Below are 14,352 nucleotides of genomic sequence, written 5' to 3' on the forward strand. Positions count from 1 at the left end.
CTGGTTGAATTCCGGTGAGGGACGCCTCGGTGGGGCGTACAGAGGCCAGTTGTGGGGAGAGCATGGACGACGGGAAGCCCACCGGGCCGCAGGCGAAGTGGTGGAGCCGCCCCAGGGCGGGGCGCGCCGACCGTACGGAGCCGGACAGCGGGCCGGCCCCGGCGGACGCTCCGTCGGCGGAGGACCAGGACCGCGAGCCGGCAGCCCCGGCCGCGGACGTGGCCCAGGCCCAGGTGGCCCAGGCCCAGGACGTGACCCGGGTCGCGGACGTGCCCCCCGGCACGACCTCGGTTCCGGCTCCGACCTCGGTTCCGGCTCCGGCTCCGGCCTCGGTTCCGGCTCCGGCCCCGGAGCCCTCCGACCCCTCGGGCCGGCCCGAGGGGCACGGTGGCCAGGAGATCCCGAGCCCGCGCCCGTCCGGGCCCCCGCTCCACGAGCCCGACGAGTACAGCACCCCGCCCTACGGCGGCCCCGGCCCCTGGGCGCCCGCCCCGCCCGTACAGCGGCCCACCCCGGCCCACGGCACCGTCGTACCGCCGGGAGCCGGAGCCCCGCCCCCGCCGTACGCGGGGACGAACGGCGCCCCCATCCAGGCCCCCGCGCCCGCCGACGGCTTCACGCCCCCGGGGCCCCACGCGCCTGACCCGCACACGACGGCCCCCGGGGCCCATCAGGCCCACGTACCGCTGCCGCCGCAGGGAGCCCCCGAGCATCAGACGCGGCACCCCGCACCGCAGCCCGCGCCGCAACCGCACGCACAGCAGCACACGCAGTGGCTCCAGTACGACCCGTGGGGTGCTCCGGGACAGCCGCTGACCCGGCCGGGACCCCCCGACGGCGCAGAGCCCGGCCGCCGGAAGAAGGGCCGGGGCGGGGCGTTCATGGGAGTTCTCCTGCTCACCCTGGTCGCCGGCGGCATCGGCGGCGGCGTCGGCGCGTACATCGAGCGCAACGGCGGCCTGACCACCGTCGAGCTGCCACAGGCGGGCCGCGACACCGGCGGCCGGGCCCCCGACAGCGTCGCGGGCATCGCCGCCAGCGCCCTGCCCAGCGTGGTCACCCTGCACGTCAGCGGCACCGCCGAGTCCGGCACGGGCACCGGCTTCGTCCTCGACGGCCGGGGCCACATCCTCACCAACAACCACGTCGTCGCCCCGGCCGGGGCCGGCGGGGACATCACCGTGACATTCAGCAGCGGCGAGACGGCGTCCGCTGAGCTCGTCGGCAAGGACAGCGGCTACGACCTCGCGGTCGTCAAGGTCCGCGGGGTGTCCGGGCTCAAGCCCCTGCCCCTGGGCAACTCCGACAACGTCCAGGTCGGCGACCCGGTGGTGGCCATCGGCGCCCCGTTCGACCTGTCCAACACGGTGACCTCGGGCATCATCAGCGCCAAGCAGCGGCCGATCACCGCGGGCGGCGAGAAGGGCGACGGCAGCGACATCAGCTACGTCGACGCCCTCCAGACCGACGCCCCGATCAACCCGGGCAACTCCGGCGGACCGCTGGTCGACACCCAGGCCCACGTCATCGGCATCAACAGCGCCATCCGCGCGGCCGACAGCGCCCGGGGCCCCGAGGCGGGCGGCCAGTCCGGCTCCATCGGGCTCGGCTTCGCGATACCCATCAACCAGGGCAAGCGCGTCGCCGAGGAGCTGATCAGCACCGGCAAGGCCACCCACCCGGTCATCGGCGTCACGCTGGACATGAAGTACACCGGCGACGGGGCCAAGGTCGGCACGAAGGGCGCCGACGGCGCGCCCGCCGTCGCCAAGGACGGACCCGCGGCCGAGGCGGGCATCGAGTCCGGCGACATCATCACCCAGGTCCAGGGCCAGCGGGTGCACAGCGGTGAGGAGCTGATCGTGAAGATCCGGGCCCACCGCCCCGGCGACGAGCTCGACCTCAAGCTGACCCGCGGCGGCGAGGAGCGGACGGTGACCCTCACGCTCGGCTCGGCGAGCGGCACGTGACGGCCACCGCGAGGTACCGCCCGGACACCTTCGACAGGTACCTTTGAGCGGTCCGGGCAGCTGGGAGACCCGGGCCGCGATCGCACGGAGAAGACGCGGAGAACACGAGGAGCAACAAGGTGTTCAATGACATAGGCGCACTGGAGCTGTTGACGCTCGGGGTGCTGGCCGTGCTGGTCTTCGGCCCCGACAAGCTGCCCAAGCTGATCCAGGACGTCACGCGCACCATCCGTAAGATCCGCGAGTTCTCGGACAGCGCCAAGGAAGACATCCGCTCGGAGCTGGGCCCGCAGTTCAAGGACTTCGAGTTCGAGGACCTCAACCCCAAGACGTTCGTCCGCAAGCAGCTGATGGACGGCAACGACGACCTGGGGCTGAAGGAGATCCGCGAGAGCTTCGACCTGCGCAAGGACCTGGCCGACGTCACCGACGCGGTCAACGGGCGCGCCCCGGCCGCGTCCGATACCGCCAACAGTGCGGCGAACGGCTCGGCGGGCGCGGCGGCGGACGGCGCGACGACCAGCCTCACCAAGACCGGCGACACCGCTCCTGACCTGCTCAAGAAGGCCCCGCAGCAGGACCGTCCCGAGCGCCCGCCGTTCGACGCGGACGCCACCTGACCCCGGTCAATCCCGACTCGCCCGGACGGTATGGCTATTCTCCATCTGTCCGGTTGCGAGGATGCCCAAGCCCGCGGGGGGCGGGCCGCTCCGGATCATGACTGATCGAGGAGGCGGCCGCGCAGATGGAGACGACGAGTCGGATTGATACGGACGGTGTCCCGGGCACGGCCACGGCGGAGGAGGTACCGGCGAAGCGGCGTACCGTCGACGGTTACCGGGAAGCGACCTTCCCCTGGTACGGGCTGGACGAGGCCTTCACCGGCCCGCGCTGGCTGATGCAGGTCGGCACCGCGGCGGACGGCACGGTGCAGCACGGCGCGACGGGGCACGGTGACGAGCCCTCGGTGAAGTCGGACGGCTCCTCCGACAAGGAGCGGTTCGCGGCGGTGATCACTGTGGCCGCGAGTCCGGTGAGACGCAGCGGTGACGGTACGGGCGTGCTGGACGCCACCACGGTGTCCTCGGCGGCCTGGCTCGCGGGCTCCGGCCTGCTGGCGTACACGTGGCCGCCGCAGATGGACCACACCCTGCGCGACGACTGGCTGGACCAGCAGACCGAGACGGCGTTCACCCTCGCCGACGACCTCGGCAGCGCGCCCTGGTCGACGCTCTCCCTCCCGGTGGACGGCGTGCCGGTGGAGTTCCACTACCGCGAGTCCGAGTTCGGCTGGATCCTCGCCGGGTCCGCCCACGAGGGCGTGCACATCGGGGCGTACGGGCGGGGGATGAGCGCGTACGGTCTCGGCTTCGCGGCCATCAAGGACATCGAGACGTACGCGTAGCGACGCGGCAGGGCGGGGACGTACGCGCAGCGACGCGGCAGGGCGGGACGTACACGCGGCGACGCGACGGGGCAGGACGTACGACGTAGCGACGCGACAGGGCGGGCCGGATGACCACCGGCCCGCCCTGTACCGTCCCGACAGGCGTCAGAACTTGTTGCGCGGGGTGATCCCCAGCGACATGCCCGACAGGCCGCGCTGACGGCCGCCCAGCTTCTGTGCGATCGACCGCAGCGCGCTGCCGGCCGGGGAGTCGGGGTCGGACAGGACGACCGGCTTGCCCTCGTCGCCGCCCTCGCGCAGCCGTACGTCGATCGGGATCGAGCCGAGCACCGGCACCTCGGCGCCGACCGTGCGGGTCAGCCCCTCGGCGACCCGTGCGCCGCCGCCCGAGCCGAACACGTCGACCATCTCGTCGCAGTGCGGGCACGGCATGCCCGACATGTTCTCCACCACGCCGACGATCTTCTGATGGGTCTGCACGGCGATCGAACCGGCCCGCTCGGCCACCTCGGCCGCCGCCTGCTGCGGGGTCGTGACCACCAGGATCTCCGCGTTCGGCACGAGCTGCGCCACCGAGATCGCGATGTCGCCGGTGCCCGGCGGCAGGTCCAGCAGCAGGACGTCCAGGTCGCCCCAGTACACATCGGCGAGGAACTGCTGGAGCGCCCGGTGCAGCATCGGACCGCGCCAGACCACGGGCGTGTTGCCCGGGGTGAACATGCCGATGGAGATGACCTTCACGCCGTGCGCGGACGGCGGCATGATCATGTTCTCGACCTGGGTGGGCTTGCCGTCCGCACCGAGCATCCGGGGCACGCTGTGCCCGTAGATGTCCGCGTCCACGACGCCGACCTTCAGCCCGTCGGCCGCCATCGCCGCGGCGAGGTTCACCGTCACCGACGACTTGCCGACACCGCCCTTGCCGGAGGCGACCGCGTACACCCGGGTCAGCGATCCGGGCTGGGCGAAGGGCACCTCCCGCTCGGCGGTGGAGCCGCGCAGCGAGCTCGCCAGCTCCTTGCGCTGCTCGTCGCTCATGACGTCGAGGGTCACCTCGACCCGCGAGACGCCCTCGACCCGGGCGACCGCCTCGGTCACGTTCCGGGTGATCGTTTCGCGCATCGGACAGCCGGAAACCGTGAGATACACCGTGACAGCCACTACACCGTCAGGATCGATCTCGACCGATTTCACCATGCCCAGCTCGGTGATCGGGCGGTGGATCTCCGGGTCGTTCACTGTCGACAGTGCCTCAAGCACCGCGTCTTCCGTAGCCATACGGACGATGTTACGGCGCGGAGTGCTACGGGCGGGTAGCTCTTCAGCGGTCGCCTTCGTCACTCTCGGCCGGGGACAGCACCTGGCGGTCCTCCATGTCCCTCACCATGTCCTGGAGTTCCGAGCGGATCCAGTCCCGGGTGGCGACCTCGCCCAGGCCCATGCGCAGGGCCGCGATCTCCCGCGTCAGGTATTCGGTGTCGGCGATGGAGCGCTCGTTCTGCTTGCGGTCCTGCTCGTGCGTGACCCGGTCGCGGTCGTCCTGCCGGTTCTGCGCGAGGAGGATCAGCGGCGCGGCGTACGAGGCCTGGAGCGACAGCATCAGCGTCAGGAAGATGAACGGGTACTGGTCGAAGCGCAGCTCCCTGGGCGCGAAGATGTTCCACAGCACCCAGACGATGATGATCAGCGTCATCCAGACGATGAACCGCCCGGTCCCCAGGAACCGCGCGATCCGTTCCGAGAACCGGCCGAACGCCTCCGGGTCGTACTCCGGCAGCAGCCGCCGACGCGGGTCCTTCGGCTGGTCCAGCCGGGTGCGCGGGGGCCTCACCAGGCCCGAGGCGCCGGTCGACGCCGCCTTCGCCCGCTCGTCACCCGCCATGACCGATCCCCTCCTCCCCGTGCAGATCCGTCTCGCGCCAGTCGTCCGGCAGCAGGTGGTCCAGGACGTCGTCCACGGTCACCGCGCCCAGCAGCGAACCGGTCTCGTCGACGACGGGCACCGAGACCATGTTGTACGCGGCGAGATAGCTGGTGACCGTCGGCAGCGGGGTGTCCGGCGACAGCGGCACCAGGTCGCTGTCGACGATCGAGCTGACCAGGGTGAACGGCGGATCGCGCAGCAGCCGCTGGAAGTGCACCGTGCCCAGGTACTTCCCCGTCGGGGTGTCGTCGGGCGAGCGGCACACGTACACCTGCGCGGCGAGCGCCGGGGACAGGTCCGCCTGCCGCACCCGGGCCAGCGCGTCGGCCACCGTGGCGTCGGGCAGCAGCACGATCGGCTCGGTCGTCATCAGGCCGCCCGCAGTCCGCTCCTCGTACGACAGCAGACGGCGGACATCGGCGGCGTCGTCCGGCCGCATCAGCGCCAGCAGCCGCTCCTTGTCCTCCTCCGGCAGCTCGGAGAGCAGGTCGGCCGCGTCGTCGGGGTCCATCGCCTCCAGGACGTCGGCGGCCCGCTCCTCGGCGAGCTTGCCGATGATCTCCACCTGGTCGTCCTCGGGCAGCTCCTCCAGGACGTCGGCGAGCCGGTCGTCGTCCAGGGCGGCGGCGACCTCCGCCCGGCGTTTCGGCGAGAGGTGGTGCAGGGCGTTCGCCACATCGGTGGGCCGCAGCCGCTCGAACGTGGCGACCAGACTCTCCGCACCCTGGCCGTGCTCCTCCAGCGAGAAACCGCTGACCGCCGACCATTCCACCGTCAGGGTCTCGCCCTTGCGGCGCAGCGCCCCGCCGCGCCCCTTGCGGACGAAGTACTTGTCGATCTCCCAGTCGCGGCGGGCCGGCAGCTGCTGGATGGCCACGTCCAGGACGGTGACCTCCTCGCCGTCCTGGTCCTGGCCGTCCAGCAGCCGCACCCGCCGGTCCAGGAACTCGCCGAGGACGAGACGTTCGGTGGGCCGCTGTTCGAAGCGCCGCATGTTGACGACGCCCGTGGTGATGACCTGGCCGGACTCGACGCCCGTCACCCGGGTCATCGGCAGGAAGATCCGCCGACGGCTGATCACCTCGACCACCAGGCCCAGGATGCGCGGCGGGCGTCCGCCGACCCGCAGCATCGCCACCAGATCACGGACCCGGCCGACCTGGTCCCCGTTCGGGTCGAAGACGGGTACGCCGGACAGGTGCGAGACGAAGACCCTGGGGGTGACTGCCGCCATCCTGGGCCTCCCTCGTCCGTCCGTGTCCGCCGTGTCGTCACGTTCTTCGCGGCCGCCCACGCCCGACGGTCCCGGCCCGACGCCGACGCCGCCGACCAGCGGATCTCGCCGGTTCGCCGGGATCAGGCTAGCCCGTACCGCCGCACCGCGCCCCGGAGGACCCGTCCGTACGGCTGGCTGCCGGACGGTGCGCGCCACCCGGGTACGCTGCCGTCTGCCACCCCTGATCGCCGTCGAGAGGCAGTGCGCCCGTGACCTCTTTCGCCCCGGCCGTGCGGAACCATCGCCGGACCGCCCTCGCTCTCGTGCTGTGCGGAGGGCTCACCGCGGCCCTGGCCGCCTGCGGCACGGAGGAGGACCCGGACAAGGGGACCAACGGCGTCGCCAGACTCTCCGCCGCCGAGATCGACGAGAAGGCCAGAGCGGCGGCCGAAGCGGCGAGTGCCGTACGCCTGACGGGCACGCTCGTCAGCAAGGGCGGCACCTACCGGCTGGAGATGAAGCTCAACGCGGAGGGCGGCATGGGCTCGGTGACCTCCAAGAAGCAGAGCTTCGCCCTGCTGCGGGTCGACGACGAGCTCTATCTGAAGGCGCCCGCCGAGTTCTGGACCCACGAGGAGAGCGGCGGCGGCGAGGGCGGGTCCTCCGACGTGGCGGCCGCCGACAAGCTGGGCGGCAAGTACGTGAAGGTCCCCGAGGGCGACCCCAGCTACCGCCAGCTGCGCGGCTTCACCGACAAGAAGGTCCTGCTCGACGGGCTGCTCGCGCTGAACGGAAAGGTCAGCAAGGGCGGCCGGGACACGGTCGCCGGGCAGCGCACCATCCAGATCCTGGGCGGCAAGGGCGAGGGCGGGGCGTTCGACGTCTCGCTGGAGGACCAGCCGTATCCGGTCCGGGTGGCCCGGGGCGGCGGCGGGGGTACGGTCACGCTGGCCGACTGGGGGCAGGCCTTCCCCCTGGAGGCGCCCCAGGAGGACGACACCGTCGACTACGGCGGCCAGCTCCCCAAGTCCTCCGGCTGAGCCGACCGGGGCCGCTCACCTTTTGCGGGGCCTGGCTCAGCGCTTCCCGCGACGCTTCAGCAGCAGCCGGGGGAGCGCCGCCGGAGCCGGCTGCCGGGTGGTGGCCCCGGTCGGCAGGGGAACGGCCGCCAGCGAGGTCTCCGGCAGCGAGGTGCTGACGGTGCGGGGCGTCAGCCGCACCACGGTGCACTCGCGCGCCCACCGTTCCGTCATCGACTCGGCGTCCGGCGCGTTCAGCCGCTTGCCCTTCAGCTCGGCGACCGCCGCCTCCCACTCCTCGGAGCGCGGCGGCAGGAAACGCACCGCCGCACCCCAGGCGACGATCCGGCCGCCCTTGTCCTTGCTGCGTACGGTCACCTCGGCGCGGCCGCCGTCGGCCAGGCCCTCGGGCAGCGGCTGCTCACCGGGCCCGCCGCCGACCAGGTGCGCCGCGCCGTCGTGCCAGACGTGCCAGACGGCGCGGGCCGGCCCGTCGCCCCGCACCCAGACGAGACCGGACTTCTTCGTGGCCTCCTCGACGAGGGCCCTCTCCAGCAGGTCGGCGGCGGCATCGGGCGCGACGGCGTCAGTCATGGGCGCGAGCTTACTCAGGGCCCGCCCCGCGGTGTTCAGAGCCAGCCGTTGCGCTTGAGGATGCGGTGGATGGAGAAACAGACCACCCCGATGACGCCCAGCACCAGCGGATAGCCGTACTTCCACTCCAGCTCGGGCATGTGGTCGAAGTTCATGCCGTAGACACCGCAGATCATCGTCGGCACGGCGATGATCGCCGCCCAGGAGGTGATCTTGCGCATGTCCTCGTTCTGCGTGACGGTCGCCTGCGCCAGATTCGCCTGGAGGATCGAGTTCAGCAGTTCGTCGAAGCCGAGGACCTCCTCCTGGACCCGGGCGAGGTGGTCGGCGACGTCGCGGAAGTACTTCTGGATGTCCGGGTCGATCAGCCGCATCGGGCGCTCACTCAGCAGCTGCATCGGACGGAGCAGCGGCGAGACGGCCCGCTTGAACTCCAGCACCTCGCGCTTGAGCTGGTAGATCCGGCCCGCGTCCGAACCGCGCGGGCTGCCCTTGGCCGGAGTGGAGAAGACATCGATCTCCACCTCGTCGATGTCGTCCTGCACCGCCTCGGCCACCGCGATGTACCCGTCGACCACATGGTCGGCGATGGCGTGCAGCACGGCGGAAGGGCCCTTGGCGAGCAGCTCCGGATCGTCCTGGAGGCGGTGGCGCAGCGCGCGCAGCGAGCCCTGGCCGCCGTGCCGGACGGTGATGACGAAGTCCCGGCCGGTGAAGCACATCACCTCGCCGGTCTCCACGACCTCGCTGGTCGCGGTCAGTTCGGCGTGGTCCACGTAGTGGATCGTCTTGAAGACGGTGAACAGCGTGTCGTCGTAGCGCTCCAGCTTGGGCCGCTGGTGGGCGTGGACGGCGTCCTCGACGGCCAGCGGGTGCAGCCCGAACTCCCGGGCGATGCCCGCGAATTCGGCCTCGGTCGGCTCGTGCAGACCGATCCACGCGAAGCCGCCCTCCTCCCGCACCTGGAGCATCGCCCCGTGGGGTGTCGGGTTCGCGGGCGTCGCCAGCCGGCGGCCGTCGCGGTAGACGGCGCAGTCGACGACGGCGCTGGAGGCGGACGGGTCGCGGGTGGCGTCGTACGCGTTGTAGGGGGCGCTGTTCTTACGGAGGGACGGGCGCAGGGACGGGCGCACGGCGGCGCGCAGGTCACGGATCATCGACATGGCTGGCTCCTTCACGGAGGGCCGTCGGCGAGGGCGTGGAACAGCCCGGAATGGGGACGTGCGCTCACGTCCGCAAAGCGGGCGGCACCGCGCGGGCGCGATGACGGCGTTCGCTACAGACAGGCAAAAACGAAGGGCTCTTCCGTTGCGCGAACCACTGCCGAGGGGTCGTCCGGATACGACGGCGATGCCGGCTCCGGGCGACCGACGAGGCGTCGGATCAACGGGAAACGCGAGGCGCGGAAGAGCGGTTGGTACTGCACGGTCGACTTGGATCCATGGCAGTCCCCACCTCCTCCGGCCGGTCCCCCGTGGGGGACGACGTGTCGTCGGGACGAAGAAGAGCAACGCTTCTGCGTGCTGTCCCGACCGGCGGCCAGGCTATCAGCCGCCCCAGGCCCAATTCCGTACTTTGCCCGTTCCCTACGCGATCTATGCTCGCTGGATGGCAGAAATTCTCGCTCTGGTCGAGGCCCGGCTCCGTTCCGCCCTCGGAGATCCGGACGCCCGCGCCGATGTGACGTTCCTGGGCACCGACCGCATCGAGGTGCTGCGCTTCCTCGACGGCGACGTGGTGCGCTACGCGACGCTCGGCATGTCCGCGCAGCCGATGGCCGACCCCACCGCCCCGCTCGCCGACCCGGTGAAGGGCCCCCGCGCCGAGCTGATCCTGTCCGTACGGGGCGGACTCGCCGACACCGACCAGGTGCTGCGTCCACTCGCCGTGCTGGCCGCCTCCCCGCAGGTGGAGGGGGTGATCGTGGCGGCCGGCGCCTCCCTGGACCTGGGCGAGCCGCTGTGGACCGGGGCGCCGTTCACCTCGGTGCTGGTCGCGGAGTCCGGCGGTCTGGTGGAGGACCTGGAACTGGCCGAGCCGATGGACCCGGTGCGCTTCCTGCCGCTGCTGCCGATGACGCCCAACGAGGCCGCCTGGAAGCGGGTGCGCGGCGCGCAGGAACTCCAGGAACGGTGGCTGACGCACGGTACGGACCTGCGCGACCCGCTGCGCACGTCCGTCGTCCTGGACCAGTGAACATCCGGGGCCGCGCGCCGGACGGGTGATCGTCCTTGACGCGAGGACCGGCAGGGAGGACGGTTGGTGCTTATGAGGGGCGAACCCAGTTGCCCGAAGTGCGGTGGCCGGGTCAGGGCGCCCGGTCTCTTCGCCGACGCCTGGCAGTGCTCCGTGCACGGCCAGGTCCACCCGATGCAGCCGGTCATCCCGCCGAGCGTCGAAGGCCTCGGCGTCGTGGTGCACCGCGCCCAGGTCCCCGTCTGGATGCCCTGGCCGCTCCCCGTGGGGTGGCTGTTCACCGGGGTCGCCAGCGCGGGCGACGACCGCAGCGGCGGACGCGCGAGCGCCGTGGCCTGCTCCGGGCCCGGTCCGCTGGGCGGCATGGGCGAGCTGCTGCTGGTCGCCGAGGAGCTCGGCGTGGGGCTCGGCGCCCGGTACGCCGGGATCGAGGGCCCGGACCCCGGCCACCACCTGGACGTGGACTCCGCTCCCGACGCCAAGGTCCACGCCGCCGGCCGCCCCACCCCTCTCTGGCACGTCAAGAACGCCCCGGAGGACCGCGCCGTCTTCGCGGGCGAGGCGCGGGGGCTGTGGCTCTGGGCGATCCTGTGGCCCGAGCAGTCGGGGCTGCTGATGTACGACGAGCTGGTGCTCACCGACCTGCGGGACGCCGGGGGAGAGGTGGACCTCCTCCCCTGCGGCGCGCTCACCCCCCGCCTTCTCGCCCCTCCCGAGGCGCCGCCGCGGCAGGCGACGGGCGAGCGGTAGCGGCGTACGCGCCCCGCCCCGCGACCGAAAGAGATCCGCCCCGCGACCGAAAGACGCCCGGCCCGCGACCGAAAGACGCCCGGCCGGACGTCCGGCGCGCGGCGGTTATCCTTGAGCGGTCCCCCGTCCGCCCGCGAGCCCCGGAGTCAAGCGTCGTGCGCATCGACCTGCACACCCACTCCACCGCGTCGGACGGCACGGACACCCCCGCCGAGCTGGTCGCGAACGCCGCCGCCGCGGGCCTGGACGTCGTCGCGCTCACCGACCACGACACCGTCGGCGGCCACAAGCAGGCCATCGACGCGCTGCCCGAGGGGCTCACCCTCGTCACCGGCGCCGAACTCTCCTGCCGCGTCGACGGCGTGGGCATGCACATGCTGGCCTACCTCTTCGACCCGGCCGACGCCGAGCTGGAGCGTGCCCGGGAGCTGGTGCGCGACGACCGGGTGCCGCGCGCCCAGGAGATGGTCCGCAAGCTGCGCGCCCTCGACGTCCCCATCACCTGGGAGCAGGTCGCCCGGATCGCCGGGGACGGTTCGGTCGGCCGCCCGCACGTCGCCGCCGCCCTGGTCGAACTCGGCGTCGTGCCCACCGTCTCCGACGCGTTCACGCCCGACTGGCTGGGTACCGGCGGCCGGGCGTACGCCGAGAAGCACGAGTTCGACCCCTTCGAAGCGGTCCGCCTCGTGAAGGCGGCGGGCGGGGTCACCGTCTTCGCCCACCCGGCCGCCGTGAAACGCGGCGAGGTGGTCCCCGAGTCCACGATCGCCGCACTCGCCGAGGCCGGTCTCGACGGTGTCGAGGTCGACCACATGGACCACGACGCGCCCACCCGGGCCCGGCTCCGCGGCCTCGCCCGCGAACTGGGACTGCTCACGACCGGCTCCAGCGACTACCACGGCAGCCGGAAGCCCGTCGAGCTCGGCGCGTTCACCACCGACCCCGAGATCTACGGCGAGATCACCCGGCGCGCCACGGGAGCCTTCCCGGTGCCGGGCGCCGGCGGAGCCGGCCACCGCTGAGGCTGCCCCGCACTGACCGGCGGGCGCGTCGTCCGGATCAGGTCGGGCTCGCCGCGTCCGGCGGATCACGGCCGGACAGCTCCCGGGCCCCGTCCTCCCGCACCGCACCACCGCTCCACTCCCCGCGCGCCCCTGTGCGTACCGCCGCGTGCCCGGCACGGCGACGGCCGCCGCCCGGACCCCGCGCCCCCTCCGTACCGCCCGCTCTTCTCTCGCAAGGCTCACTGTGTTCGACGTCGCTGTCTTCGGATCCCTTTTTCTCACCCTATTTGTGATCATGGACCCACCCGGGATCACGCCGATCTTCCTCGCCCTCACCGCGGGCCGCCCCGCCAAGGTCCAGCGCAAGATGGCGCTCCAGGCGGTCATGGTCGCGTTCGGCGTGATCGCCGTCTTCGGTCTGCTCGGACAGCAGATCCTCGACTATCTGCATGTCTCCGTGCCCGCGCTGATGATCGCGGGCGGGCTCCTGCTGCTGCTCATCGCGCTCGACCTGCTGACCGGCAAGACGGACGAGCCGACGCAGACCAAGGACGTCAACGTGGCGCTCGTACCCCTGGGGATGCCGCTGCTGGCCGGACCCGGCGCGATCGTCTCGGTCATCCTCGCGGTGCAGCACGCCGACGGCGTGGGCGGCCAGCTCTCGGTGTGGTCCGCGATCGTCGCCATGCACGTGGTGCTCTGGCTGGCCATGCGCTACTCGCTGGTCATCATCCGCGTGATCAAGGACGGCGGTGTGGTGCTGGTGACCCGGCTCGCCGGCATGATGCTCTCCGCCATCGCCGTCCAGCAGATCATCAACGGCGTCACCCAGGTCATCCAGAACTCCTGACCCTCCCCCGCGCACCACAGCGCCCCCGCACGGACGTTCCGTGCGGGGGCGCTTCGTCTTTAGCGGCGCAATGCGATGAGGCGCGGGGCCTCGTCGGGCGTCATGAGCCCAGATGCGTTACGAAGCCGAGCTGTCGGCCGGCCGGATGTAGAGGCGCTGGCCCGTCGCCGCGGCCTGCTGCACGATCCGGTTGACGGAGGCGGCGTCCACGACGGTGCTGTCCACGGCGGTACCGTCGACGTCGTCGAGTCGCATGATCTCGAAGCGCATGGGGCTTCCCTTCGTCCGATCCTCCTGCTGGAGAACTACTGGCGCCGGTGGGGCGTCCCACCGGCAAGACCGGGAACGCGAGGCTTCCCTCGCGTTCCACGTGGGTGACAACGGCTTGTCCGCTGCAAACATTCCCTACGCTAAGGAAATTTTTTGGATGTCTAAGTACCCGTCGGTAGTCACGCCACCACAGACCACGAGGTTCGCATGAACGAGGCGGACGCGCAGTCCCTCGCGGGAGCCGACCTCGGCGCCCGCCTGGACCGCACCAACGAGCTGCTCCAGCGCATGCTCATCGAGGTCTCCAAGACCCCGTCGACGCACGCCATCTTCGTGGACGCCGGCTATGTGTACGCCGCGGCCGGGCTGCTCGTCACCGGCACCGAGGACCGGCGCTCCTTCGACCTCGACGCCGAAGGGCTGATCGAGGCCTTCATCGACAAGGCCCGCACCATCTTCGCGGACAGCCGGCTGCTGCGCGTCTACTGGTACGACGGGGCTCGCCGCCGCATCCACACCACCGAGCAGCAGGCCATCGCCGAACTCCCCGACGTCAAGGTGCGGCTCGGCAACCTCAACGCCAACAACCAGCAGAAAGGCGTCGACTCGCTCATCCGCACCGACCTCGAATCCCTCGCCCGGCACCGCGCCATCAGCGACGCGGCGCTCGTCGGCGGCGACGAGGACCTGGTTTCGGCGGTCGAAGCGGCCCAAGGCTACGGCGCGCGCGTGCACCTCTGGGGCATCGAGGCCGCCGAAGGGCGCAACCAGGCCGAACCGCTGCTGTGGGAGGTCGACAGTCAGCGCACCTTCGAGCTGGACTTCTGCCGCCCCTACGTCACACGGCGGCCCGTCACCACGTACGAGGACGACAGCCCGGCCCCCTCCCGGGAGGACGTCCGCTTCGTCGGCGCACAGATCGCGGCCGCCTGGCTCGCCGCCCGGGGCCGGGAGTCCCTCGCCGACCTGCTCCCCGGCCACCCCTATCTGCCGGGCTCCGTCGACCAGGACCTGCTGGTGGAGGCGGAACGCCTGCTCCAGCACTCGCTGCGCGGCCACGCGCACCTGCGACGCGCGCTCCGCGACGGGTTCTGGCAGCACCTGCAGTCGCAGTACTGACGGAAGCGGGGCCGGGGGCGGCGCGCCGGACT

General features: G+C 72.0%; 15 protein-coding genes. 9 read left to right on the forward strand and 6 right to left on the reverse strand.

Annotated elements, in window-relative coordinates:
* Positions 1-62: 62 nt before the first annotated feature.
* The 3 genes from PSQ21_RS24630 to PSQ21_RS24640 all read left to right on the forward strand — a co-directional run bounded on the left by PSQ21_RS24630 (position 63) and on the right by PSQ21_RS24640 (position 3,375).
* Complete coding sequence (locus tag PSQ21_RS24630) at positions 63-1,970, forward strand: S1C family serine protease (protein ID WP_274033059.1); 1,908 nt, start codon at positions 63-65, stop codon at positions 1,968-1,970.
* Positions 1,971-2,089: 119 nt separating this feature from the next.
* Positions 2,090-2,590: a sec-independent translocase gene (locus tag PSQ21_RS24635; protein ID WP_274033061.1), complete on the forward strand. Its 501-nt coding sequence runs from the start codon at positions 2,090-2,092 to the stop codon at positions 2,588-2,590.
* Between the two features lie 125 nt (positions 2,591-2,715).
* Positions 2,716-3,375 (forward strand): hypothetical protein, encoded by a 660-nt coding sequence (locus PSQ21_RS24640; protein ID WP_274033062.1) that lies wholly within the window; start codon positions 2,716-2,718, stop codon positions 3,373-3,375.
* A gap of 147 nt (positions 3,376-3,522) precedes the next feature.
* On the opposite strand, the gene PSQ21_RS24645 is transcribed toward PSQ21_RS24640, so the two are convergent.
* From PSQ21_RS24645 to PSQ21_RS24655, 3 genes are read right to left on the reverse strand one after another with little or no spacing between them, the layout of a single operon-like run.
* On the reverse strand, positions 3,523-4,656 hold the full coding sequence (locus PSQ21_RS24645; RefSeq protein WP_274033063.1) for an Mrp/NBP35 family ATP-binding protein: 1,134 nt from the start codon (positions 4,654-4,656) through the stop codon (positions 3,523-3,525).
* A gap of 43 nt (positions 4,657-4,699) precedes the next feature.
* Positions 4,700-5,260: a DUF1003 domain-containing protein gene (locus tag PSQ21_RS24650; protein WP_274033064.1), complete on the reverse strand. Its 561-nt coding sequence runs from the start codon at positions 5,258-5,260 to the stop codon at positions 4,700-4,702.
* On the reverse strand, positions 5,250-6,536 hold the full coding sequence (locus tag PSQ21_RS24655) for a magnesium transporter MgtE N-terminal domain-containing protein (protein ID WP_274033066.1): 1,287 nt from the start codon (positions 6,534-6,536) through the stop codon (positions 5,250-5,252). Before PSQ21_RS24655 ends, PSQ21_RS24650 begins: the two co-directional genes overlap by 11 nt.
* A 251-nt stretch (positions 6,537-6,787) precedes the next feature.
* On the opposite strand from PSQ21_RS24655, the gene PSQ21_RS24660 reads away from it, so the two are divergent.
* Positions 6,788-7,558 carry a hypothetical protein gene (locus PSQ21_RS24660; protein ID WP_274033068.1) on the forward strand — a complete coding sequence of 257 codons (771 nt, stop codon included), beginning with the start codon at positions 6,788-6,790 and terminating at the stop codon, positions 7,556-7,558.
* A 36-nt stretch (positions 7,559-7,594) separates the two neighbouring features.
* On the opposite strand, the gene PSQ21_RS24665 is transcribed toward PSQ21_RS24660, so the two are convergent.
* Entirely contained in the window at positions 7,595-8,131 is a 537-nt protein-coding gene (locus tag PSQ21_RS24665; RefSeq protein WP_274033070.1) for a hypothetical protein, read from the reverse strand.
* A 35-nt stretch (positions 8,132-8,166) separates the two neighbouring features.
* Entirely contained in the window at positions 8,167-9,294 is a 1,128-nt protein-coding gene (locus PSQ21_RS24670) for a magnesium and cobalt transport protein CorA (RefSeq protein WP_274033071.1), read from the reverse strand.
* A 445-nt stretch (positions 9,295-9,739) separates the two neighbouring features.
* Here PSQ21_RS24670 and PSQ21_RS24675 point away from each other — a divergent pair, with 445 nt between their 5' ends.
* The 4 genes from PSQ21_RS24675 (at position 9,740) to PSQ21_RS24690 (ending at position 12,931) form a co-directional block, all read left to right on the forward strand.
* Positions 9,740-10,327: a suppressor of fused domain protein gene (locus tag PSQ21_RS24675; RefSeq protein ID WP_274033073.1), complete on the forward strand. Its 588-nt coding sequence runs from the start codon at positions 9,740-9,742 to the stop codon at positions 10,325-10,327.
* Positions 10,328-10,399: 72 nt separating this feature from the next.
* Complete coding sequence (locus tag PSQ21_RS24680; RefSeq protein WP_274033075.1) at positions 10,400-11,077, forward strand: DUF6758 family protein; 678 nt, start codon at positions 10,400-10,402, stop codon at positions 11,075-11,077.
* Positions 11,078-11,232: 155 nt separating this feature from the next.
* Positions 11,233-12,099: a PHP domain-containing protein gene (locus PSQ21_RS24685; RefSeq protein ID WP_274033077.1), complete on the forward strand. Its 867-nt coding sequence runs from the start codon at positions 11,233-11,235 to the stop codon at positions 12,097-12,099.
* A gap of 226 nt (positions 12,100-12,325) precedes the next feature.
* A complete protein-coding gene (locus tag PSQ21_RS24690; RefSeq protein WP_073802481.1) occupies positions 12,326-12,931 on the forward strand; it encodes a MarC family protein in 606 nt (201 codons plus the stop codon).
* 117 nt (positions 12,932-13,048) lie between these two features.
* Here PSQ21_RS24690 and PSQ21_RS24695 read toward each other — a convergent pair whose 3' ends face one another.
* Complete coding sequence (locus tag PSQ21_RS24695) at positions 13,049-13,201, reverse strand: hypothetical protein (protein ID WP_097870088.1); 153 nt, start codon at positions 13,199-13,201, stop codon at positions 13,049-13,051.
* Between the two features lie 207 nt (positions 13,202-13,408).
* Here PSQ21_RS24695 and PSQ21_RS24700 point away from each other — a divergent pair, with 207 nt between their 5' ends.
* Positions 13,409-14,320, forward strand: coding sequence for an NYN domain-containing protein (locus tag PSQ21_RS24700; RefSeq protein WP_274033080.1), 912 nt, complete (start codon positions 13,409-13,411; stop codon positions 14,318-14,320).
* Positions 14,321-14,352: the final 32 nt, after the last annotated feature.

It is taken from the genome of Streptomyces sp. MMBL 11-1, from assembly GCF_028622875.1.
Lineage (GTDB): Bacteria > Actinomycetota > Actinomycetes > Streptomycetales > Streptomycetaceae > Streptomyces.

Bases quoted from the DNA above. Each gene is read 5' to 3' on its own strand.
- PSQ21_RS24630 (WP_274033059.1), top strand. From the start codon at position 63: ATGGACGACGGGAAGCCCACCGGGCCGCAGGCGAAGTGGTGGAGCCGC.
- PSQ21_RS24640 (WP_274033062.1), top strand. From the start codon at position 2,716: ATGGAGACGACGAGTCGGATTGATACGGACGGTGTCCCGGGCACGGCC.
- PSQ21_RS24655 (WP_274033066.1), bottom strand. From the start codon at position 6,536: ATGGCGGCAGTCACCCCCAGGGTCTTCGTCTCGCACCTGTCCGGCGTA.
- PSQ21_RS24680 (WP_274033075.1), top strand. From the start codon at position 10,400: ATGAGGGGCGAACCCAGTTGCCCGAAGTGCGGTGGCCGGGTCAGGGCG.
- PSQ21_RS24695 (WP_097870088.1), bottom strand. From the start codon at position 13,201: ATGCGCTTCGAGATCATGCGACTCGACGACGTCGACGGTACCGCCGTG.
- PSQ21_RS24675 (WP_274033073.1), top strand. From the start codon at position 9,740: ATGGCAGAAATTCTCGCTCTGGTCGAGGCCCGGCTCCGTTCCGCCCTC.
- PSQ21_RS24645 (WP_274033063.1), bottom strand. From the start codon at position 4,656: ATGGCTACGGAAGACGCGGTGCTTGAGGCACTGTCGACAGTGAACGAC.
- PSQ21_RS24650 (WP_274033064.1), bottom strand. From the start codon at position 5,260: ATGGCGGGTGACGAGCGGGCGAAGGCGGCGTCGACCGGCGCCTCGGGC.
- PSQ21_RS24700 (WP_274033080.1), top strand. From the start codon at position 13,409: ATGAACGAGGCGGACGCGCAGTCCCTCGCGGGAGCCGACCTCGGCGCC.
- PSQ21_RS24665 (WP_274033070.1), bottom strand. From the start codon at position 8,131: ATGACTGACGCCGTCGCGCCCGATGCCGCCGCCGACCTGCTGGAGAGG.
- PSQ21_RS24670 (WP_274033071.1), bottom strand. From the start codon at position 9,294: ATGTCGATGATCCGTGACCTGCGCGCCGCCGTGCGCCCGTCCCTGCGC.